15 protein-coding genes are annotated in these 21388 nt (G+C 56.1%); 5 read left to right on the forward strand and 10 right to left on the reverse strand.

Annotated elements, in window-relative coordinates:
- Nucleotides 1-196 precede the first annotated feature (196 nt).
- The 3 genes from dapB to carB all read left to right on the forward strand — a co-directional run bounded on the left by dapB (nt 197) and on the right by carB (nt 5875).
- The gene (gene dapB, locus ETA_RS04685) at nt 197-1018 is read left to right on the forward strand and encodes a 4-hydroxy-tetrahydrodipicolinate reductase (protein ID WP_012440464.1); all 822 of its coding nucleotides are present in this window, start codon (nt 197-199) and stop codon (nt 1016-1018) included.
- A gap of 469 nt (nt 1019-1487) precedes the next feature.
- Nucleotides 1488-2636 (forward strand): glutamine-hydrolyzing carbamoyl-phosphate synthase small subunit, encoded by a 1149-nt coding sequence (gene carA / locus ETA_RS04690; protein ID WP_157861782.1) that lies wholly within the window; start codon nt 1488-1490, stop codon nt 2634-2636.
- Nucleotides 2637-2650: 14 nt separating this feature from the next.
- Nucleotides 2651-5875 (forward strand): carbamoyl-phosphate synthase large subunit, encoded by a 3225-nt coding sequence (carB, locus tag ETA_RS04695; protein ID WP_012440467.1) that lies wholly within the window; start codon nt 2651-2653, stop codon nt 5873-5875.
- Nucleotides 5876-6000: 125 nt separating this feature from the next.
- Here carB and ETA_RS04700 read toward each other — a convergent pair whose 3' ends face one another.
- Nucleotides 6001-6615 carry a LysE family translocator gene (locus tag ETA_RS04700; RefSeq protein ID WP_012440468.1) on the reverse strand — a complete coding sequence of 205 codons (615 nt, stop codon included), beginning with the start codon at nt 6613-6615 and terminating at the stop codon, nt 6001-6003.
- A gap of 189 nt (nt 6616-6804) precedes the next feature.
- Between ETA_RS04700 and folA the strand changes: the two genes are divergently transcribed.
- The gene (folA, locus tag ETA_RS04705; RefSeq protein ID WP_012440469.1) at nt 6805-7287 is read left to right on the forward strand and encodes a type 3 dihydrofolate reductase; all 483 of its coding nucleotides are present in this window, start codon (nt 6805-6807) and stop codon (nt 7285-7287) included.
- Between the two features lie 34 nt (nt 7288-7321).
- Here the strand turns inward: folA and apaH are convergent, their stop codons facing one another.
- From apaH to lptD, 6 genes are read right to left on the reverse strand one after another with little or no spacing between them, the layout of a single operon-like run.
- Entirely contained in the window at nt 7322-8146 is an 825-nt protein-coding gene (apaH, locus tag ETA_RS04710; RefSeq protein WP_012440470.1) for a bis(5'-nucleosyl)-tetraphosphatase (symmetrical) ApaH, read from the reverse strand.
- A 15-nt stretch (nt 8147-8161) separates the two neighbouring features.
- The gene (gene apaG / locus ETA_RS04715) at nt 8162-8539 is read right to left on the reverse strand and encodes a Co2+/Mg2+ efflux protein ApaG (protein WP_012440471.1); all 378 of its coding nucleotides are present in this window, start codon (nt 8537-8539) and stop codon (nt 8162-8164) included.
- 2 nt (nt 8540-8541) lie between these two features.
- On the reverse strand, nt 8542-9363 hold the full coding sequence (gene rsmA / locus ETA_RS04720; protein WP_012440472.1) for a 16S rRNA (adenine(1518)-N(6)/adenine(1519)-N(6))-dimethyltransferase RsmA: 822 nt from the start codon (nt 9361-9363) through the stop codon (nt 8542-8544).
- Nucleotides 9356-10348: a 4-hydroxythreonine-4-phosphate dehydrogenase PdxA gene (pdxA, locus tag ETA_RS04725; RefSeq protein ID WP_012440473.1), complete on the reverse strand. Its 993-nt coding sequence runs from the start codon at nt 10346-10348 to the stop codon at nt 9356-9358. The genes rsmA and pdxA overlap by 8 nt, the downstream gene beginning before the upstream one ends.
- Complete coding sequence (gene surA / locus ETA_RS04730; RefSeq protein WP_012440474.1) at nt 10338-11633, reverse strand: peptidylprolyl isomerase SurA; 1296 nt, start codon at nt 11631-11633, stop codon at nt 10338-10340. Before surA ends, pdxA begins: the two co-directional genes overlap by 11 nt.
- A gap of 53 nt (nt 11634-11686) precedes the next feature.
- Nucleotides 11687-14068 carry an LPS assembly protein LptD gene (gene lptD, locus ETA_RS04735; protein WP_042958661.1) on the reverse strand — a complete coding sequence of 794 codons (2382 nt, stop codon included), beginning with the start codon at nt 14066-14068 and terminating at the stop codon, nt 11687-11689.
- 212 nt (nt 14069-14280) lie between these two features.
- Between lptD and djlA the strand changes: the two genes are divergently transcribed.
- Entirely contained in the window at nt 14281-15102 is an 822-nt protein-coding gene (djlA, locus tag ETA_RS04740) for a co-chaperone DjlA (protein WP_012440476.1), read from the forward strand.
- Nucleotides 15103-15178: 76 nt separating this feature from the next.
- On the opposite strand, the gene rluA is transcribed toward djlA, so the two are convergent.
- The 3 genes from rluA to polB all read right to left on the reverse strand — a co-directional run bounded on the left by rluA (nt 15179) and on the right by polB (nt 21316).
- Nucleotides 15179-15832 carry a bifunctional tRNA pseudouridine(32) synthase/23S rRNA pseudouridine(746) synthase RluA gene (gene rluA, locus ETA_RS04745; RefSeq protein WP_012440477.1) on the reverse strand — a complete coding sequence of 218 codons (654 nt, stop codon included), beginning with the start codon at nt 15830-15832 and terminating at the stop codon, nt 15179-15181.
- 41 nt (nt 15833-15873) lie between these two features.
- Nucleotides 15874-18780: an RNA polymerase-associated protein RapA gene (rapA, locus tag ETA_RS04750; RefSeq protein WP_012440478.1), complete on the reverse strand. Its 2907-nt coding sequence runs from the start codon at nt 18778-18780 to the stop codon at nt 15874-15876.
- A gap of 172 nt (nt 18781-18952) precedes the next feature.
- Nucleotides 18953-21316: a DNA polymerase II gene (gene polB / locus ETA_RS04755; RefSeq protein WP_012440479.1), complete on the reverse strand. Its 2364-nt coding sequence runs from the start codon at nt 21314-21316 to the stop codon at nt 18953-18955.
- Nucleotides 21317-21388: the final 72 nt, after the last annotated feature.

Consider the following 21388-nt stretch of genomic DNA (forward strand, 5'->3'; position numbering starts at 1 on the left):
TATTCAGGTTTTCATCTCGTACGATCCTTATCCCACCCTTCCCTTTTCCTCATTTCGTCAAAATCTGTTTTACTGATAATCATCTCTCTCTGGCGTAAAATTCTTATAGCAGAGTGGTAATAGTGGTGCAGGGATTAACGCATGATTAACCTGTACAGGTTATAAAGGCATAGATATCAGTCAGGAATGAATAATTATGAGTAATGCAGAAATCCGGATCGCCATCGTGGGAGCCGCAGGGCGCATGGGGCGTCAACTTATACAGGCAGTTGTTCTGGCTGAAGGTGCCCGCCTGGGGGCAGCACTGGTGCGCAGCGGTTCATCGCTGGTTGGCACCGATGCCGGAGAGTTGGCTGGCTGTGGCGCGCTGGGGATTACCCTTACCGATGACCTGGAAGCGGTAGCCAACGATTTTGACGTACTGATCGACTTCACGCGCCCGGAGGGCACGCTGCACTATCTTGCGTTTTGCCGTCAGCATCATAAAGCGATGGTGATCGGTACGACCGGTTTTGACGATGCGGGCAAGGCTGCCATTGAGGCGGCCGCACAGGATATCGCCATCGTCTTTGCCGCCAACTTCAGCGTTGGGGTGAATGTGGTGCTCAAGCTGGTGGAAAAAGCGGCCAAGGTGATGGGGGAATATGCGGATATCGAAATTATCGAAGCGCACCACCGCCATAAAGTGGATGCCCCGTCCGGTACGGCACTGGCGATGGGAGAAGCTATAGCCGACGCGATGAGCTGGGATCTTAAGCAGCATGCCGTTTACGCTCGTGAAGGTTTCACCGGAGAACGTGAAGCTCAGACCATCGGTTTTGCCACCGTCCGTGCTGGCGATATTGTCGGGGAGCACACGGCGATGTTTGCAGATATCGGCGAGCGTGTGGAGATAAGCCACAAGGCTTCCAGTCGGATGACTTTTGCGAAAGGTGCGGTTCGTGCGGCAATCTGGCTGGATGGTCGTAAAAAAGGTCTTTATGATATGAGATGCGTGCTGAATCTGCATGACTTGTAGGCGGTGAGTACAGTTTTTGATATGGGTTGTTTTGTTTTAAATTAATGACTAAAAAGGGTAATTATTTTATTGCCCTTTTTTTATTGAAAAAATGACGTTTTTTTATGTATTTTGTTTCCAGATGTCTGTAATGACTATTTCTGGTGTCTTTTCTTCGACGCTATTTGCTGTTTTTGACCATTTGGTCTGTTTTTTAAGTCTTAAAACGTCTGGAAACCAGTATCAGGGGCAGGCAATCGATTTTATGACCAGGATATGTGGCATTTTCAGCGCCAAATCTTCGTTTTTTGCTTCAGTGAGTTAAAAACGATAAAAAACCTACCCTGTGGGGTAGACATTAGCAGGGGGTATCATTAGAATGCGCGCAATTTGCCAAAAACTGAGCAGTCAGGCAGTTTTTGCATTGATTTTGGCTAGGTTCCTGAATTAATATGCAGATAATATGACTGTTTATTCCCTGGAGGATGTTTTGATTAAGTCAGCGCTTTTGGTTCTGGAAGACGGAACCCAATTCCACGGTCGGGCCATAGGGGCAATCGGATCGGCAGTGGGAGAAGTTGTTTTCAACACTTCAATGACCGGTTATCAAGAAATCCTCACCGATCCTTCCTATTCTCGCCAAATCGTTACTCTCACTTATCCCCATATCGGCAATGTCGGCACCAACTCCGCTGATGAAGAATCAACTCAGGTTCATGCGGCAGGTCTGGTTATCCGCGACTTACCGCTGATTGCCAGCAACTATCGCAATGAGGAAGGCCTGTCTGAATATCTGATTCGCCACAACATTGTCGCTATTGCCGATATCGATACACGCAAACTGACTCGTCTGCTGCGTGAAAAAGGGGCACAAAACGGCTGTATCATTGCCGGCGATGCGCTGGACGCCGCCGTAGCGCTGGAAAAGGCGCGCGCGTTTCCGGGCCTGAAAGGGATGGACCTGGCAAAAGAGGTGACCACACCGGAAGCCTATACGTGGTTACAGGGTAGCTGGACGCTGGAAGAAGAGCTGCCGAAGGCAAAAGCCGAAAGTGACCTGCCGTACCATGTGGTGGCTTACGACTACGGCGTGAAGCGCAACATCTTGCGTATGCTGGTCGACCGCGGCTGCCGCCTGACGGTGGTGCCCGCCCAAACCCGTGCAGAAGACGTGCTGAAACTTAATCCGGACGGCGTGTTCCTCTCAAACGGCCCGGGCGACCCGGAGCCGTGCGACTATGCGATTACGGCGATTAACCGTCTGCTGGAAACCGACATTCCAGTATTTGGTATTTGCCTCGGCCATCAGCTGCTGGCACTTTCCAGCGGTGCCAGGACGGTAAAAATGAAACTCGGCCACCACGGCGGTAACCATCCGGTGAAAGATCACGATAACAACACGGTGATGATCACCGCGCAGAACCATGGTTTTGCCGTCGACGACAGCCACCTTCCGGCTAATCTGCGCGTTACCCATACCTCACTGTTTGACCACACGGTACAGGGCATTCACCGCACCGATAAAGCGGCCTTCAGCTTCCAGGGCCACCCGGAAGCGAGCCCAGGCCCGCATGATGCGGCCCCGTTGTTCGATCACTTCATCGAACTGATTGAAGCCTACCGTTCGACTGCCAAATAATCAGGAGCGAAAAAATGCCAAAACGTACAGACATAAAAAGTATCCTGATCCTTGGCGCTGGCCCGATTGTTATCGGCCAGGCCTGTGAATTTGACTACTCCGGTGCGCAGGCGTGTAAAGCGCTGCGCGAAGAGGGTTACCGCGTTATCCTGGTGAACTCCAACCCGGCGACCATAATGACCGACCCTGAGATGGCCGATGCGACCTACATCGAGCCGATTCACTGGGAAGTGGTGCGCAAAATTATCGAAAAAGAGCGCCCGGATGCGGTATTGCCGACCATGGGCGGTCAAACCGCGCTGAACTGCGCGCTGGAGCTGGAACGTCAGGGCGTACTGGCTGAATTTGGCGTGACGATGATCGGCGCTACCGCTGATGCGATCGATAAAGCAGAAGATCGCCGCCGTTTTGACGTGGCGATGAAGAGTATCGGCCTGGATACCGCGCGTTCCGGTATCGCCCATACCATGGAAGAAGCGCTGGCAGTGGCTGCCGACGTCGGTTTTCCGTGCATTATTCGCCCCTCCTTTACCATGGGCGGCACCGGCGGCGGCATTGCTTACAATCGCGAAGAGTTTGAAGAGATCTGCGAACGCGGTCTTGACCTGTCTCCGACCAATGAGCTGTTGATCGATGAATCGCTGATTGGCTGGAAAGAGTACGAGATGGAGGTGGTGCGTGATAAAAACGACAACTGCATCATCGTCTGCTCAATTGAAAACTTTGATGCGATGGGAATACATACCGGCGATTCAATCACCGTTGCGCCGGCCCAGACCCTGACCGATAAAGAGTATCAGATCATGCGTAACGCCTCGATGGCGGTGCTGCGTGAAATCGGTGTGGAAACCGGCGGCTCTAACGTCCAGTTCTCGGTCAACCCGGAAAATGGCCGTCTGATCATCATCGAAATGAATCCGCGCGTCTCGCGCTCCTCGGCTTTGGCCTCGAAAGCCACCGGCTTCCCGATTGCCAAGATCGCCGCCAAGCTGGCCGTGGGCTATACGCTGGATGAGCTGATGAACGATATCACCGGTGGCCTGACCCCGGCCTCGTTTGAGCCGTCCATCGACTATGTTGTCACCAAGATCCCGCGTTTTAACTTCGAGAAATTTGCCGGCACTAACGACCGTCTGACCACGCAGATGAAATCCGTGGGCGAAGTGATGGCCATTGGCCGAACGCTGCAGGAGTCAATGCAGAAAGCGTTGCGCGGTCTGGAAGTCGGCGCGAACGGCTTTGACCCGAAAGTCGATCTGAACGATCCCGAAGCGCTGACCACCATCCGCCGCGAGCTGAAGGATGCGGGTTCTGATCGTATCTGGTACATCGCCGATGCGTTCCGCGCCGGACTGACGGTGGAAGATGTGTTTGCGCTGACTAACGTCGACCGCTGGTTCCTGGTACAGATTGAAGAGCTGGTGCAGCTGGAGCAGCAGGTGGCGCAAGAGGGCGTGAGTGGTTTGAGCTACGACTTCCTGCGTACCCTGAAGCGTAAAGGCTTTGCCGATGCGCGCCTGTCGGCGCTGGCCGGCGTACCTGAAAGCGAAATCCGTCAGCTGCGCGAGCAGCATAATCTGCACCCGGTGTATAAGCGCGTGGATACCTGCGCGGCGGAGTTTTCCACCGACACGGCCTACATGTACTCGACGTATGAAGAGGAGTGTGAGGCTAACCCACACCAGGATCGCGACAAGATTATGGTACTGGGCGGCGGGCCGAACCGTATCGGGCAGGGCATTGAGTTCGACTACTGCTGCGTGCATGCCTCGCTGGCGCTGCGCGAAGACGGTTTTGAAACCATTATGGTCAACTGCAACCCGGAAACCGTGTCCACCGACTATGACACGTCCGACCGCCTGTACTTTGAGCCGGTGACGCTGGAAGACGTGCTGGAAATCGTGCGCATCGAGAAGCCGAAAGGGGTTATCGTACAGTACGGCGGGCAGACGCCGCTGAAGCTGGCGCGTGCGCTGGAGGCCGCCGGTGTCCCGGTTATCGGCACCAGCCCGGATGCCATTGACCGCGCTGAAGACCGCGAACGTTTCCAGCAGGCGGTTGAGCGCCTCGGTCTAAAGCAGCCGGCTAACGCCACGGTGACCGCCATCGAGATGGCCGTAGAAAAAGCGGCGATCATCGGCTATCCGCTGGTGGTGCGTCCGTCTTACGTGCTGGGCGGCCGCGCAATGGAAATCGTCTATGACGAAATCGACCTGAAGCGCTACTTTAACACCGCCGTATCGGTATCAAACGATGCGCCGGTGCTGCTGGACCGCTTCCTCGACGATGCGGTAGAAGTCGACGTTGATGCCATCTGTGACGGCGAGCAGGTGCTGATTGGCGGCATTATGGAACATATCGAGCAGGCTGGCGTACACTCCGGCGACTCGGCCTGTTCACTGCCAGCCTACACGCTGAGTGCGGAAATTCAGGACGTGATGCGTGAGCAGGTGAAAAAGCTGGCGTTTGAGCTGGGCGTACGCGGCCTGATGAACGTGCAGTTTGCGGTCAAGGATAACGAAGTTTACCTGATTGAGGTTAACCCGCGTGCCGCCCGTACCGTCCCGTTTGTGTCCAAAGCCACCGGTATGCCGTTGGCGAAAGTGGCCGCGCGCGTGATGGCGGGTAAAACCCTGGCGGCGCAGGGCATGACCAAAGAGATTATCCCGCCGTATTACTCGGTCAAAGAGGTGGTACTGCCGTTTAACAAGTTCCAGGGCGTTGACCCGATCCTCGGCCCGGAAATGCGTTCGACCGGTGAAGTGATGGGCGTGGGCCGTAACTTCGCCGAGGCCTTCTGCAAGGCGATGCTTGGCGCACAAAGCAACATGAAGAAAAGCGGTCGTGCGCTGCTGTCGGTACGCGAAGGGGATAAAAAACGTATCGTAGAGCTGGCGCGTCGCCTACAGGAGTTTGGCTTCGAGCTGGATGCCACCGCTGGCACCGCATCGGTGTTGACGGCGGCCGGTATCGAAGTTCGCCAGGTTAACAAGGTGCATGAAGGGCGTCCGCATATCCAGGACCGCCTGAAGAACGGCGAGTACGCTTATATTGTCAACACCACAGCCGGGCGTCAGGCGATTGAAGATTCTAAGCTGATCCGCCGCAGTGCCCTGCAGTATAAGGTCCACTACGACACCACGCTGAACGGCGGTTTCGCCACCGCCAACTCACTGAATGCCAGCGCCACCGAGCAGGTTATTTCGGTGCAGGAGATGCACGCGCAGATCGTCAGCTAAGCACAAGAGCGGGGTGCGCCCCCGCTCTGGCCCGGTAGCGATAAGCAGCCGACAATAAAAAGCCCCTCCCGGTCGATCGGGAGGGGCTTTTTCATGGCGCAGAAGATGACAGGTATAGCCAGCCGTCAGGACAACGCGACCTTTATCCCCAACGCAATCAGCACGCCGCCGAGCAGTTTGTCCACCACGCGCTGGGCTTTTGCCAGCCCACGACGTACCGGACCGCTCTGCATCAGCAGCACCAGTGATGGCCACCAGATGGCCGACAGGCCAAGAATAATCCCCGCATAAAGCAGTTTTTCGCTGATGCCTGAATTGACGTTCAGCACCTGAGTGAAGATCGACAGGAAGAACAGCGTGGCTTTGGGATTAAGCAGGTTGCACAGGTAGCCTTGCAGGAAGGCTTTTTTCAATGAGGTCTCTTCCAGTGTGACATTGTTGATATTCATTGTACCGTTGCCGCGTGACATCAGCGCCTGAATACCGATATAAATCAAATAGGCGGCACCGGCATATTTCAGCAGCATAAACAGCCACGGCGTGGTGGTGATCACCACCGCCAGCCCGGCGACACAGTAGGCCATATGGCTGGCAACCGCGCAGTTTACGCCGAGCGCGCTCATCATCGCGGCGCTACGGCGATAGCGAGCGGCATTTTTAACGATCAGGAAAAAATCAGGGCCGGGAGAAAGCATTCCGAGCGCCACGATGGTGGCAACAAATAAGCTGGTTTCTAACATAGTGGTAGCCTGCGGCAAATAGATTGCAGAAGTTTAGCATGCCCGCACTATTCAGACGGCGAAAAACATGCACAGGGTGATGGAACCGATACCTTGCTAAACCTTTACCTAATTACTCTTGGTTAGCTATCGACGAAAGTTTCACCTTTACGTATGATGGCGCCAATTTTACCCCCTGTTGAGTTTGATATGATGATTAGCCTGATTGCTGCCCTTGCAGCCGATCGCGTCATTGGTATGGAAAATGCCATGCCGTGGCACCTGCCGGCCGACCTGGCCTGGTTCAAAAAACACACCTTGAATAAACCGGTGATTATGGGACGCCGTACCTGGGAATCCATCGGCCGTCCGCTGCCGGGCCGTCTGAATATTGTGATCAGTCGCCAGAAGGGTGAGGCCGAAGGTGTGGTCTGGGTGACCGGCATCGAAGATGCGCTAAGTGCCGCTGGTGAGGTGGAAGAGCTGATGGTGATCGGCGGCGGACGTATTTATGAGCAAATGCTGCCGCGTGCCGATCGCCTTTATCTGACGCATATTGATGCAGAAGTGGAGGGCGATACCCATTTCCCGGACTACGAACCGGACGAATGGCAGTCGACCTTCAGCGAGTTTCACGATGCTGATGAGAACAATTCGCACAGTTTCTGTTTTGAGATCCTCGATCGCCGATAATCATTCAGTAGGGCCTGCGTTCAGGCCCGCCGAACTAAAGCTGTTTTTCTCGCCGTGAGGGCTGGATAAACATCTGTTTGTCCTCCCAACGCAGCATGCTCAGGTTGCCACCCCAGCAGCAGCCGGTATCAAGGCCGACAATCCCTTCCGGCGTTCCCTTGCCCTCTAGCGATGCCCAGTGGCCAAAGACGATGGTATAGTCGCGTGACACCGGGCCGGGGATATCGAACCACGGTTTTAGTGGCGGCGGTGCGCTGTCCGGTGGCTCTTTGGCAATCATATCCAGCTGACCGTTGGGGAAACAATAACGCATGCGCGTCAGGGCATTGGTACTGAAGCGTAGACGTGCAAGCCCGCCTAATTCCGGCGACCAGCTGTTCGGCATATCGCCGTACATGGCGTTGAGAAACAGCGGGTAGGTATCGCTGCCCAGCACCGCTTCAACCTCGCGTGCGCAGGCCTGCGCGGTGGCGATATCCCACTGGGGCGTGATCCCGGCGTGTGCCATCACCAGCTTTTTCTCTTCATCAACCTGGATCAGCGGCTGACGGCGCAGCCAGTTGATCAGCTCATCGACATCGTCAGCTTCCAGCAGATCGCTAAGGCGATCTTTCGTTTTATTGCGGCCGATGCCTGCATAAACTGCCAGCAGGTGCAGATCGTGATTTCCCAGAACCAGCCTGACGCAGTTGCCCAGGGCGCGCACAAAGCGCAGCACCTCTAGCGAGTCTGGCCCACGAGCCACCAGATCGCCGGTCAACCACAGCTGGTCGGTTTCAGGATTAAACTGCACCTGATCAAGAAGCGATTGCAACTCATGGTAGCAACCGTGGATATCGCCAATTAAGTAAGTGCTCATGCAAACAAAGCCGGATTAGTGGATGTGGGTGGCAATCGCCAGACGGAAGACAGGAATTTCAACACGGAAGTTTTCGCTATCAGCATCGATCATCTGATAGTGTCCCTGCATGGTGCCGATTGGGGTTTCCAACACGGCACCGCTGGTGTACTGGTACTCGCCGCCGGGTTCGATATGCGGCTGCTCTCCGACCACACCCTCTCCCTGAACTTCAGTTTCACGGCCATTACCGTTGGTGATTAGCCAATAGCGGCCGATCAGTTGAACAGCAATACGCCCCACGTTACGAATGGTCACCGCGTAAGCAAAGACATAGCGTTCTTCTTCAGGCGCGGACTGCGACTCAATATAGGCGCTTTGTACCTGAACACAGACTCGGGGCGTATCGTTCATGATTAGTTCTCCTGCGGCTGAGGGTGCGCAGTCAACCAGTTAGCCAGCTGGCAATATTGCGCAACGGTGATATTTTCTGCGCGTAACGTCGGGTCGATATTCATCTCTGCCAGCACGTCGACCGTGAACAGGTGACCCAGGCTATTGCGCAGCGTTTTGCGGCGCTTGCCGAAGGCTTCCGTGGTGATACGGCTCAGGGCGCGAATATCGTTAACCGGATGCGGCGGTTGTGCATAGGGCATCAGACGCACTACCGCAGAGTCAACTTTGGGTGCGGGAGTGAAAGATTCAGGTGGCACCTCCAGTACCGGGATCACCTGGCAGTAATATTGTGCCATTACCGTCAGACGGCCGTAGGCCTTGCTACCCGGCCCGGCAACCAAACGGTTAACCACCTCTTTTTGCAGCATGAAGTGCATATCTTTAATGGCACCCACATAGCTAAACAGATGGAACATCAACGGCGTGGAAATGTTGTACGGCAAATTGCCAAAAACGCGTAAAGGCTGACCTTTTTCCTGCGCCAGGGCAGCAAAATCAAAGGTCATAGCATCCTGCTGGAATATCGTCAGCTTGGGCCCGAGAAACGGATGGGTTTGCAGACGAGCGGCAAGATCGCGATCGAGTTCGACAACCGTCATGTTATCCAGGCGCTCTCCTACCGGTTCCGTCAGCGCACCGAGACCGGGGCCGATTTCGACCACCGCTTCACCGCGCTGGGGGTGGATAGCGTTGACAATGCTGTCGATAATATACTGATCGTTAAGGAAGTTCTGTCCAAAACGTTTGCGGGCGAAGTGGCCCTGGTGAACGCGACTATTCATTACTGCTCTTAATCATTGTAATGGCGAGGTTAAGCGCCGTCTTAAAGCTGCCCGCATCGGCCTGACCGCTACCGGCCAGCTCAAGAGCCGTGCCGTGGTCAACAGACGTGCGGATAAATGGCAGACCGAGGGTGATATTCACCGCCCGACCAAAGCCCTGATATTTTAGCACCGGAAGCCCCTGATCGTGGTACATCGCCAGCACGGCATCGGCATGTTGCAGATATTTCGGCTGAAACAGCGTGTCCGCAGGGAGCGGCCCGGTCAGTTTCATCCCCTGCTGGCGAAGTTCGTCCAGCGCCGGGATGATCACATCAATCTCTTCACGGCCCATATGACCGCCTTCGCCGGCGTGAGGGTTAAGACCACAAACAAAAATATGTGGCTCGGCCCGACCGAACTTGCTTTGCAGATCCTGATACAGGATCGTGATGACCTCATGCAGCGTGGTGCGCGTAATACTGGCGGCCACGTCTTTCAGCGGCAGGTGCGTGGTGGCCAGCGCAACGCGCAGCTCTTCCGTGGCCAGCATCATCACCACGCGCTCACAGCGTGCGCGCTCGGCAAAAAATTCGGTATGCCCGCTGAACGGAATGCCGGCATCGTTGATCGCCCCTTTGTGCACCGGGCCGGTGATCAGTGCGGCGAACTCACCGCTCAGACATCCGTCACAGGCGCGGGCGAGGGTTTCCAGCACGTAATGGCTGTTATCCACGCACAGCTCGCCCGCGTTAACCGGCTGGGCAAGATGGGCTGGCAGCACGGTAAGCGAGCCGGCCTGCTGCGGCTGCGCGTCGGTGCCAGGCTGGTACTCGCGCAGCGTAAGGGGTAAACGCAAAACTGCCGCGCGGTCGCGCAGCAGCTCGGGGTCGGCACAAACCACCAGTTCAACCGGCCAGTCTTGCTGCGCCAGTTGAACCACAAGATCGGGGCCAATCCCGGCGGGTTCACCGCTAGTGATGACAACGCGTTGCTTACTGAGCATTCGGGTCCAGAATTTTCACGTAGGCTGCCGCGCGCTCTTCCTGCATCCAGGTCTGTGCTTCTTCGGCAAATTTACGGTTGAACAGCAGACGATAAGCCCGCTCTTTTTTGGCCGCGTCGGTTTTATCCACCTTACGGGTATCCATCAGCTCAATCAGGTGCCAACCGAATGAGGAGTGAACCGGGTCACTTATCTGGCCTTTCTTCAGACGCAGCAGGGCGTCACGGAAAGCCGGATCGAAAACTTCAGCAGAGCTCCAGCCGAGGTCGCCGCCTTGGTTAGCCGAACCCGGATCCTGTGACAGCTGTTTAGCGGCATCGCTAAAGGTCAATTTACCGCTTTTGATCTCGGCGGCGACCTGCTGCAATTTCTGTCGAGCCTGATCGTCGGTCATGATCGGTGAAGGCTTCAGCAGGATGTGGCGAGCGTGCACTTCGGTGACCGAAATACTCTGGTTATCGCCACGCATGTCGTTAACTTTCAGAATATGGAAGCCAACGCCGGAACGGATAGGGCCGATGATATCGCCTTTTTTCGCCGTCACCAGCGCCTGAGCGAACAGTGATGGCAGCTCCTGGAGACGTCCCCAACCCATGTTGCCGCCTTTCAGCGCCTGGGCATCGGCAGAGTTAGCAATCGCCAGCTTAGCAAAATCAGCGCCGCTTCGGGCTTCGCTGGTCAGCTGCCTCGCCAGCTTCTCCTGGTCGTCGACCTGCTGCTGCGTTGGGTTTTCCGACAGCGGTAACAGAATGTGGCTGATGTTCAGTTCAGTGCCGGCGCTGTTTTGCGAGGCCATCTGTTCTGCGAGAGAGTCCACTTCCTGTGGCAGGATGCTAACGCGGCGACGAACTTCGCTGTTGCGCACTTCCGAGGTCGCCATCTCCTGACGGATCTGCTCCCGGTAGGTGGCATAGTTCATGCCGTCATAGGCCAGGCGGCTACGAAGCTGGTCAATGCTCAATTTGTTTTGCTGAGCGATGTTGGCGATCGCCTGGTCGAGCTGAGCATCGCTGACCTGTAGGCCAGCCTGTTTCGCCTTCTGTAGCAGGATATTGTCCATGACCAGGCGCTCCAGAATCTGGTGACGCAGGGTTTTATCATCCGGCAGCTGCTGACCCGCCTGCTGCGCCTGACCTTTTACGGACTGCATCATGCTGTTGACATCACTTTCTAACACCACGCCGTTGTTAACAACGGCGGCAACTTTATCTACAACTTGCGGGGCTGCGAACGCGGTGTTGGCTGTCAGAGCTGCACCGAGGATTAGCATTCTCCAGTTCTTCATACTTTTTCCATTCTTATATCCGCACTGCGGGTTGGCATTCTAAAGAAACAACATCAGAAAGCGCGTTGATAAGGCAGTATGCCCTTACGCAGCATCTGCCCAGTACCTAAGCCGTAGCTTGGGCTGAGGCCACGCAGTTCAATGTTGAACGAGATTTTGTTGTCGTATTTACTGTTGTCGTTTTCCCAACCGGTGATTTTACGTTCGTAGCCCAGGCGCAATGCATAGCAGCAGGAGCTGTACTGAACGCCCAACAGCTGATCGGCAGGCTGATTGGCCTTCGTATCGTAGTACCAGGCACCGACCACTGACCAGGCGTCAACGATTGGCCAGCTGGCGGTAGCGCCGACCTGAGAAATCCCTTTTTGATACAGAGCATTGTCGCCATAGTTCGGTAACGTCTGCCTGATGTATTCCTCACTGGTATAGCGATAGTTCAGCTGTACCATGCGATCGGCATCACGACGCCATTCCAGCACGGCATTCCCTTGGGAAACGTTATCCAAACGGGTGTCGTACTGCAAACCACCGCGTGCTGCCCAACGGTCGCTAATCTTCCAGTAGCTGTCACCCGCCCATACCAGGCTACCCCGATCGTCATCATCGGTGACATTCAACCCGGTGCGTGCCGGAGTAAACGAGTAGATTTGACCTACGGAAGCATTAAAACGTTCAACCAGATCGTTATCAAAAATTCGCGTGGTGACGCCGGTGGTCATCTGGTTAGCTGAAGCGATGCGATCCAGACCGCTGTATGTGCGATCGCGGAACAGGCCGGTATAATCACTTTGCAGCAGCGTAGAGTCATAAGAGCGGACATGGCTCTGGTCGCGATAGGGCACGTAAAGGTACTGTGCGCGCGGCTCCAGCGTCTGGGTATAGCCTGGTGACCAGTCCATATCCCGGTCGAAGACCATCTTGCCATCGACCTTAAGCTGCGGCATCACGCGGTTAACCGAGTTTTTCAGCTGATTATTTGAGCTGGTAGAAAGCGAATTATAATAATCAACATCGTTTTGCTCGTAATGGGTCGCCAGCAGCTTGGCTTCGGTATTCAGACTGCCCCAGCGGTTCGCTAACGGCAGATTGATGGTTGGCTCAAGGTGCAAACGCGTGGCATCCGGCATACGGCCGTCAACATTGGTGAATTTCACCGCCTGAGCATAAACATGCGTATCGAAAGGCCCGACGTCATTTTTGTAATAGTTAAAGTCGAACTGAGGTTCGGCACGATAGACATCATTATTGGCGTTGGTGGTGAAAATCTGGAACTGCTTGGTGGACAGCGTGGCATCCCAGTTTCTTTCCGCGTAGCCAACGCTGAATTTCTGCGTGACGTAACCATCCGTCGTCGATCCGTATGGCGAATCAAGATCGGTAAAGTAATAGGGATCGCTGACTTTGGTATAATCGGCATTGAAGCGCCAGTTCTGGTCGTATACGCCGGAATGTTGCCAGTGGAACAGCCAACGGCTTGAGTTTTTATCCTCCTGGTGCACATCATCATAGGTACGATCAGAAGCCAGATAGTCAAATTCTACCAGACCCTGACCTGCACCGGTCAGATAGCGGAACTCATTCTGCCACTGCATGCCGCGGCGGCTGATATAGTGTGGCGTCAGGGTGGCATCGGCCTGCGGAGCGATGTTCCAGTAATACGGCAGCATAAAATCGAAGCCGCTGTTATTACTGTAATTGGCGTTGGGGATCAGAAAGCCTGAGCGACGCTTGTTGCCCACCGGCATTTGCAGATAAGGGCTATAGAAAATCGGCACCGATCCAAGTTTGAAACGGGCGTTCCAAATCTCCGCCAGCTGTTCGTCGCGGTCATGGATAATCTCAGAACCTTCCACGCTCCAGCTGTTTTGACCCGGCAGGCAGGAGGTAAACGTACCGTTTTCCAGAATGGTATAGCGGTTATCACCGCGCAGCTTCATTTGGTCAGCGTTACCGCGTCCCTGGCGGCCGACCATCTGATAGTCACCCTGCCACACGTTAGTGTCTTTGGTATTCAGATTAGACCAGGCCTTCGGGCCTTTCAGGATCACCTGATTATCGTCATAGTGCACGTTACCCAATGCATCTATGGTGCGCGTTGGCGTAGCCTGCCCGCCCAGCATTTTTTGGTGCAGCTGGACTTCGTCGGATTGCAGACGGCTGTTGCCCTGCTGGATATCGACATTCCCGCTAAAAACGGCGTTGTCCGGGTAGTTGCCTTTGGCATTATCCGCATCGATCGTCACCGGCAGCTCGTTGGTGTTTTTCCCCTGAATCAGCGGACGGTCGTAACTGGGCACCCCAAGCATACATTGTGATGCGAGGTCATCGGCCAGCCCTTGCTGGCTATAAAGTGCTGAGCCAATAAGCGTGGCCAGCAATGTAGGTAGTCTTTTTTTCATACGCGGTATCGAAAGTTCCGTAATCACTGGCATCATGCCGACAAACGGTCAGAGACTATCGCACTCGGTAGCGTTGCGCTAGTAATACCCTGGATCTTTCCGAGCAGAAAGGCGTTGGTTTTCGCCTTAACCCGGAACGTGAACGGGTAAACTTCTGGTTTGTTTGGCCGCGTACCAATAGGCGATGAGATAAATGACAGGTATGATAATGCAAAATTTAGCCTTCAGCATGGCCTAATGAGGAGTTTATGCGCTATTGGGGAAAAGTATTAGGGCTGGTTATCGGTTTATTGTCCGGTGCGGGCTTTTGGGGCGTGGTTATTGGCCTTCTTATTGGGCATATGATTGATAAAGCGCGTTCGCCTGCCAGGCAGGGCTATTTTGCCGATCAGCAAACGCGTCAGGCGCTGTTTTTTCGCACCACGTTTCAGGTGATGGGGCATTTGACCAAATCCAAAGGGCGGGTCACGGATGCCGATATTCAGATGGCCTCCCTGCTGATGGAGCGTATGCAGCTGCATGGTGAAGCGCGCACGGCGGCACAGCGAGCCTTCCGCGAAGGCAAAGAGGGGGATTATCCTCTGCGCGATAAGCTGCGCGAACTGCGCAGCGCCTGCTTTGGCCGTTTTGATCTGATCCGTATGTTCCTGGAAATTCAGATCCAGGCAGCGTTTGCCGATGGCTCACTGCATCCTAACGAACGTCAGGTGCTGTATGTGATAGCGGAAGAGCTGGGTATCTCGCGCACGCAGTTCGATCAGTTTCTGCGCATGATGGAGAGCGGGCAGCAGTTTGGCGGCGGCTATCAGGGCGGAGGATCGTCGCAGGGTGGCTACAGCCAGGGGCAGCGCGGCCCAACGCTGGAAGACGCCTGCAATATGCTGGGAGTGAAAAGCAGCGATGATGCCACCACCATTAAAAGAGCCTACCGCAAGCTGATGAGCGAACACCATCCGGACAAGCTGGTGGCAAAAGGTCTGCCGTCAGAGATGATGGAAATGGCGAAACAGAAAGCGCAGGAGATCCAGGCGGCTTATGACCTGATCAAACGCGAAAAAGGGTTTAAGTGATCGGGTTGGCTAAGCTGCCTGGGCCTCTTTAACTTTGTGGGATCTGAACAGGCTGGCCTGCCGGAGGTCAGCCTGATTAAAACTCCGCCGGCTGGCGAAAGGTCATGGGCGTGCCGTACTGCGGATGGCTGATGCACAGGCTTTCAGCATGGAGTTGAAGTCGTGGTGCCATCGCTCTGGCTTCATCATGGGCATAGAAGTTATCGCCCAGGATCGGATGGCCAAGCGCCAGCATATGCACGCGCAGCTGGTGCGAACGCCCGGTGATCGGTTTTAGCAGTACGCGCGCGCTGTTATCACTGGCATAGTCCAGCACCTGATATTCCGTTTGCGCAGACTTTCCGCTATCAAAACACACTTTCTGTTTAGGCCTGTTCGGCCAGTCGCAAATCAGCGGCAGATCCACTAAACCGATTGCCGGCTTCGGATGTCCCCAGACGCGCGCCACGTAGGTTTTCTGCGGTTCGCGTTCGCGGAACTGACGCTTCAGCTCGCGCTCGGCGGCTTTGGTTAATGCCACTACCATCACTCCGCTGGTGGCCATATCCAGGCGATGGACCGATTCGGCCGCCGGATAATCACGCTGCACGCGCGTCATCACGCTGTCCTTGTACTCGGCAAGCCGACCCGGCACCGACAGGAGTCCACTGGGTTTATTCACCACGATGATGTGCTCGTCCTGATAGAGAACGTGCAGCCAGGGTTCCTGCGGGGGATTATAGGGTTCCATAAGATCCTTATCAGGGCCAGCGAGCGCTGGCCCCGTTGGGTTTATTGGTGCGTTACGACGATCAGGCGCAGCGCGTCAAGACGCCAGCCCGCCTCATCGAGATTGCTCAACACCTGTTGGCGATTGCTTTCCAGCGCGTCGATTTCATCCTGACGGATGTTCGGGTTCACCGCGCTTAATGCCTGGAGGCGCGACAGCTCGGCACTCAGCTTCTCGTCGGCTTCCTGACGGGCAGCGTCGATCACTTTACGCGCCTCTGCCGCCGCCTGATCTTCCGACAGGGTGATGATCTCATGCACATCCGACTGCACCGCGTTCACCAGCTTGCTGCCGGTGTGGCGATTTACCGCATTAAGCTGACGGTTGAAGCTTTCAAACTCGACTTTAGCCGCCAGATTGTTGCCCTTACGGTCAACCATCATACGGATCGGCGTTGGCGGCAGGAAGCGGGTCAGCTGCAGGTGCTTCGGTGCCTGGGCTTCCACCACATAAATCAACTCAACCAGCAGCGTACCGACCGGCAGCGCTTTGTTTTTCAACAGGGAAATCGCACAGCTGCCGGTATCGCCGGAAAGGATCAGATCCAGACCGTTGCGGATGATCGGGTGCTCCCAGCTCACGTATTGCGCATCTTCACGTGACAGCGCCTGGTTGCGGTCGAAGGTAATGGTACAGCCATCTTCCGGCAGCCCAGGGAAATCCGGCACCAGCATATGGTCGCCAGGCGTCAGAACGATCAGGTTATCGCTGCGATCTTCCTGGTTGATGCCGACGATATCGAACAGGTTGAGCGCAAAGTTCACCAGTTCAATATTATTATCCTGCTCGGCGATCATATCCGCCAGCGCCTGGCCCTTTTCGCCGCCGTTAGAATTCAGCTCCAGCAGGCGGTCACGCCCCTGCTCCAGCTGCGCCTTTAACGTATCGTGCTGCTTGCGGCAGTGCTGAATAAATGCCTCCAGGCCTTCGCTGTTTTCCGGCGCCGCGAGGTAGGCAATAAGTTGGGTATAAACGCTGTCGTAGACCGCCCGCCCTGTTGGGCAGGTGTGTTCGAAGGCATCCAGACCCTCGTGATACCACTGCACCAGCACCGCCTGCGCGGTTTTTTCCAGGTAAGGCACGTGGATCTGAATATCGTGCACCTGGCCGATACGGTCAAGACGGCCAATACGCTGTTCCAGCAGGTCCGGGTTAAACGGCAGGTCGAACATCACCATCTGGCTGGCGAACTGGAAGTTACGTCCTTCAGAACCGATCTCTGAGCACAGCAGAACCTGGGCGCCGTCCTCTTCCGAGGCGAACCAGGCCGCGGCACGATCGCGTTCAATGATCGACAGCCCTTCATGGAACACGGCGGCACGAATGCCTTCGCGCTCGCGCAGCACCTGCTCAAGCTGTAGGGCGGTGGCGGCTTTGGCGCAGATCACCAGCACCTTCTTGTCACGGTTGCTGGTCAGGTAGCCCATCAGCCATTCGACGCGCGGATCAAAGTTCCACCAGGTGCCGCTGTCACCCTCAAACTCCTGATAGATCTGTTCAGGATAGAGCATATCCTGTGCGCGCTCGTCGGCGGTTTTACGCGCGCTCATAATGCCGGACACTTTAATCGCCGTCTGGTACTGCGTCGGCAGCGGCAGACGGATCTGGTGCAGTTCACGTTTCGGGAAGCCCTTCACGCCGTTACGGGTGTTACGGAACAGTACGCGGCTGGTGCCGTGACGGTCCATTAGCATGCTGATCAGCTCCTGACGCGCTGCCAGCTTGCCTTCACGGTCGCTGTTAGCGGTTTGCAGCAGCGGCTCTATGTCCTGTTCGCCCATCAGATCGTTAAGCAGGTTCAGCTCATCGTTGCCGATTTTCTGGTCGGCCAGCAGCAGCGTCACCGCATCGGCAATCGGGCTGAAGTGCTTTTGTTCTTCAACGAACTGGGCAAAGTCGTGGAAACGGTCGGGATCCAGCAGACGCAGACGAGCGAAATGGCTCTCCATCCCCAGCTGTTCCGGGGTGGCGGTCAGCAGCAGGATGCCGGGAACCTGCTCGGCCAGCTGTTCAATAACCTGATATTCGCGGCTCGGCGCGTCTTCAGACCAGACGAGATGATGCGCTTCATCCACCACCATCAAATCCCACTCGGCATCGGCCAGCTTTTCCAGACGCTGCTTGTTACGGCGCACAAAGTCCAGCGAACAGATAATCATCTGCTCGGTATCAAACGGGTTGTCGCTGTCGAGCTGTGCCTGGGCGTAACGGTCGTCGTCAAACAGCGCAAAACGCAGATTGAAGCGGCGCAGCATTTCTACCAGCCACTGATGCTGGAGCGTTTCTGGCACCACGATCAGCACGCGCTCGGCGCGGCCGGCCTGCAGCTGCTGATGAATAATCATCCCCGCTTCAATGGTTTTACCTAAACCGACCTCATCCGCCAGCAGCACGCGCGGCGCATGACGGCGGCCAACGTCGTGGGCGATGTGCAGCTGGTGTGGGATCAGGCTGGTACGCATACCGCGCAGGCCGCTGGTGGCCAGGCGATACTGCTCGCTCTGATACTTGCGTGCGCGAAAACGCAGGGCGAAGCGGTCCATGCGGTCCAGCTGCCCGGCGAACAGGCGATCCTGTGGCTTGCCGAATACCAGCTTACTGTCCAGCATCACCTCACGCAGCACCACGCCCGTTTCGCTGGTGTCCAGCCGGGTACCGATATAACTGACCACGCCGTTGGCGGTGGTTATCTCGTCAACGTCCAGCTGCCAGCCTTCATGGCTGGTAATGGTGTCACCGGGATTAAACACGACGCGAGTGATGGGTGAGTCATTTCTGGCATAGAGACGGTTTTCGCCCGTAGCAGGGAACAGCAGGGTGACCATGCGCGTATCAACGGCAACCACGGTTCCCAGTCCCAGTTCGCTTTCCGTATCGCTTATCCAGCGTTGACCAAGTGTAAAAGGCATAAATATTCGGCTCGATTCTCGTCTAGTGTTTCAGGCAATAGCACTGCTGCCAGGCAACTGGCCTGGCGATGAATGATAAAAAAGATATCAACACGGCAGCAGCTTCAGATATGAGGGTGTAAATACACGGGCAGCCTCATATGGTACTGGAAGGTCGCCCGTTCGTCACCTGTCAAAACAAGCCCAGCTGCCCGGTTACCAGGGTGGCGAAGTCATCCTGCATAAAAGGCAGAATACCGTCAGCCACCGGTTGCAGCTGGCGCGTCAGATAGTGATTGTAATCCAGCGGGGTGATACGCGCCTCCAGCGGCTCTGGGCCAGAGGTGGCGATCACGTAGCGTATATGGCCGCCTTTCTGATATTGCAGCGGTCGGCCCAGCTTCTGGTTCTGCTCATCGGCGATGCGCGCGGCGCGAACGTGCGGCGGCACGTTGCGTTGATAGTCGTCCAGCGGGCGACGCAGCCGCTTACGGTAAACCAGCTGTTCGTCCAGCTCGCCGTCCAGCAGCCGTCGCACGGTTTCACGGATATAATCCTGGTAGGGCTGTCCGGTGAAAATCTTCAGGTACAGCGCCTGCTGGAAATTTTGCGCCAGCGGCGTCCAGTCGGTACGCACCGTTTCCAGCCCTTTAAACACCATGCGCTGTTCGTTTCCGCTGCGTATTAACCCGGCATAGCGTTTTTTACTGCCCTGCTCGGCGCCGCGAATGGTCGGCATCAGGAAGCGGCTGAAATGCGTTTCGTACTCCAGCTCCAGCGCGCTCTCCAGGCCATACTCGCTTTGCACATGCTGCTGCCACCACTGATTAACCTTTGCAACCAACCGGCAGCCAATCTGCTCTGCCGCCACTTCATCATGGGCTGATTTCAGCCAGACAAAGGTCGAATCGGTATCGCCATAAATCACGTCGTAGCCTTCCGCCTCAATCAGTTCACGCGTTTGCCGCATGATATCGTGGCCGCGTAGGGTGATCGACGAAGCCAGGCGCGGATCGAAGAAGCGGCAGGCGCTGGTTCCCAGCACGCCGTAAAACGCGTTCATAATGATTTTTAAGGCCTGCGACAGCGGTTTGTTCCCCTGTTTTTTGGCGGCTTCACGACCCTGCCAGATTTGACTGACGATCCCCGGCAGGCAGTGGGCGGTACGCGAGAAGCGTGCTCCCAGGTAGCCGCTGACGGAATCCGCCTCCTGCGGGTGCGCCATCCCCTCCACCAGGCCGACCGGGTCGATAAGAAAGGTGCGGATAATCGACGGATACAGGCTTTTATAGTCCAGCACCAGCACCGAGTCATACAGGCCGGGGCGTGAGTCCATCACGTAACCGCCTGGGCTGGCCTGGGGGGCGACATCGCCGAGATTCGGCGCAACAAAACCGGCGCGGTGCATACGCGGCAAATAGAGATGACCAAACGCCGCCACCGAACCGCCGTGGCGATCGACCGCCAGTCCGTTAACCGAGGCGCGCTCCAGCAGGAACGGCATCAGTTCGGTATGTTGGAAGATGCGCGTCACCAGTTCACAGTCTTTCAAATTGTAGTGGGCCAGCGCGGGCTTATCTTCGGCAAAACGCTGGTCGATCTCCTCCATGCGCTGCCACGGATTGCCGATCGCTTTGCCTTCCCCCAGCAGCTGGCGGGATACCGCTTCCAGACTGAAGGAGTCAAAATTCCAGAAGGCGGATTTCAGCGCCTCGATGCCGTCAATAATCAGGCGGCCGCTGGCCTGGGCGAAGAACACGCCGGGCTTAAAGCCGTGTTCACGCCACTCCAGCTTGCCATGATGCCCGCGCCCCAGCACCAGCGGGATGCCGTAGCGGTCGGCGTGCTTTTGCAGTACGCGCAGATCAAACTGCACCAGGTTCCAGCCAATCAGCACGTCGGGGTCATGCCGGGCAAACCAGGCATTCAGTTTTTCCAGCAGCTGCGGGCGGCTGGCGACATATTCGAGGTTAAAGTCGAGCCGACTGGCATCGCCATTCTCCGGGCCGAGCATATAGACGTCACGCTGGCCACAGCCCTCCAGGCCGATGCAGTACAGCTCGCCGTGGCGGGTGGTTTCAATATCCAGCGATACCCATTTCAGCGGCGGGCGATAGTCCGGATGCGGCTTCAGGCGGGCATTGATCAGACGGTCCCCGGCAGGCTGGCCGCTGAACCACACTGCGGCGGTGATAAAGCGCTCCATCAAAAAACGCTCCGGCGGGCGCACGTCGGCCTCGTACAGCGTGATGCCGTTTTCGCGCAGCCGTTTTTCCAGCTGTTGTAGCTGGCGATGCTGTTTACAGTACAGACCTACCACCGGACGCTGATGGAAATCTTTGAGCTCCAGTGGGGCAAAGCGCCAGTGGCGATCCCCCGCCAGCAGCCTGGTCGCCTCCTCCTGCTGCAAAGCCGGAATAAACGCCACGGACTCTTGCGGCGGTAATACCACCTGCTGCGGGCCGCTGTCGGTTGCCAGCCATAGCACCACTTCAGCCCCGTCCGGGGTATCCCGCCAGTGGCGGGTTAACAAGAATCCTGCACGCGCGTCGTTCACTCAGCCTCCTCCGGCGGTTAATATTTTATAATAGCATGTTTATTTATACAGTGTTTATTGGCGCGGGCCGGA

The sequence above is a fragment of the Erwinia tasmaniensis Et1/99 genome (genome assembly GCF_000026185.1).
GTDB classification, from domain to species: Bacteria; Pseudomonadota; Gammaproteobacteria; order Enterobacterales; family Enterobacteriaceae; genus Erwinia; species Erwinia tasmaniensis.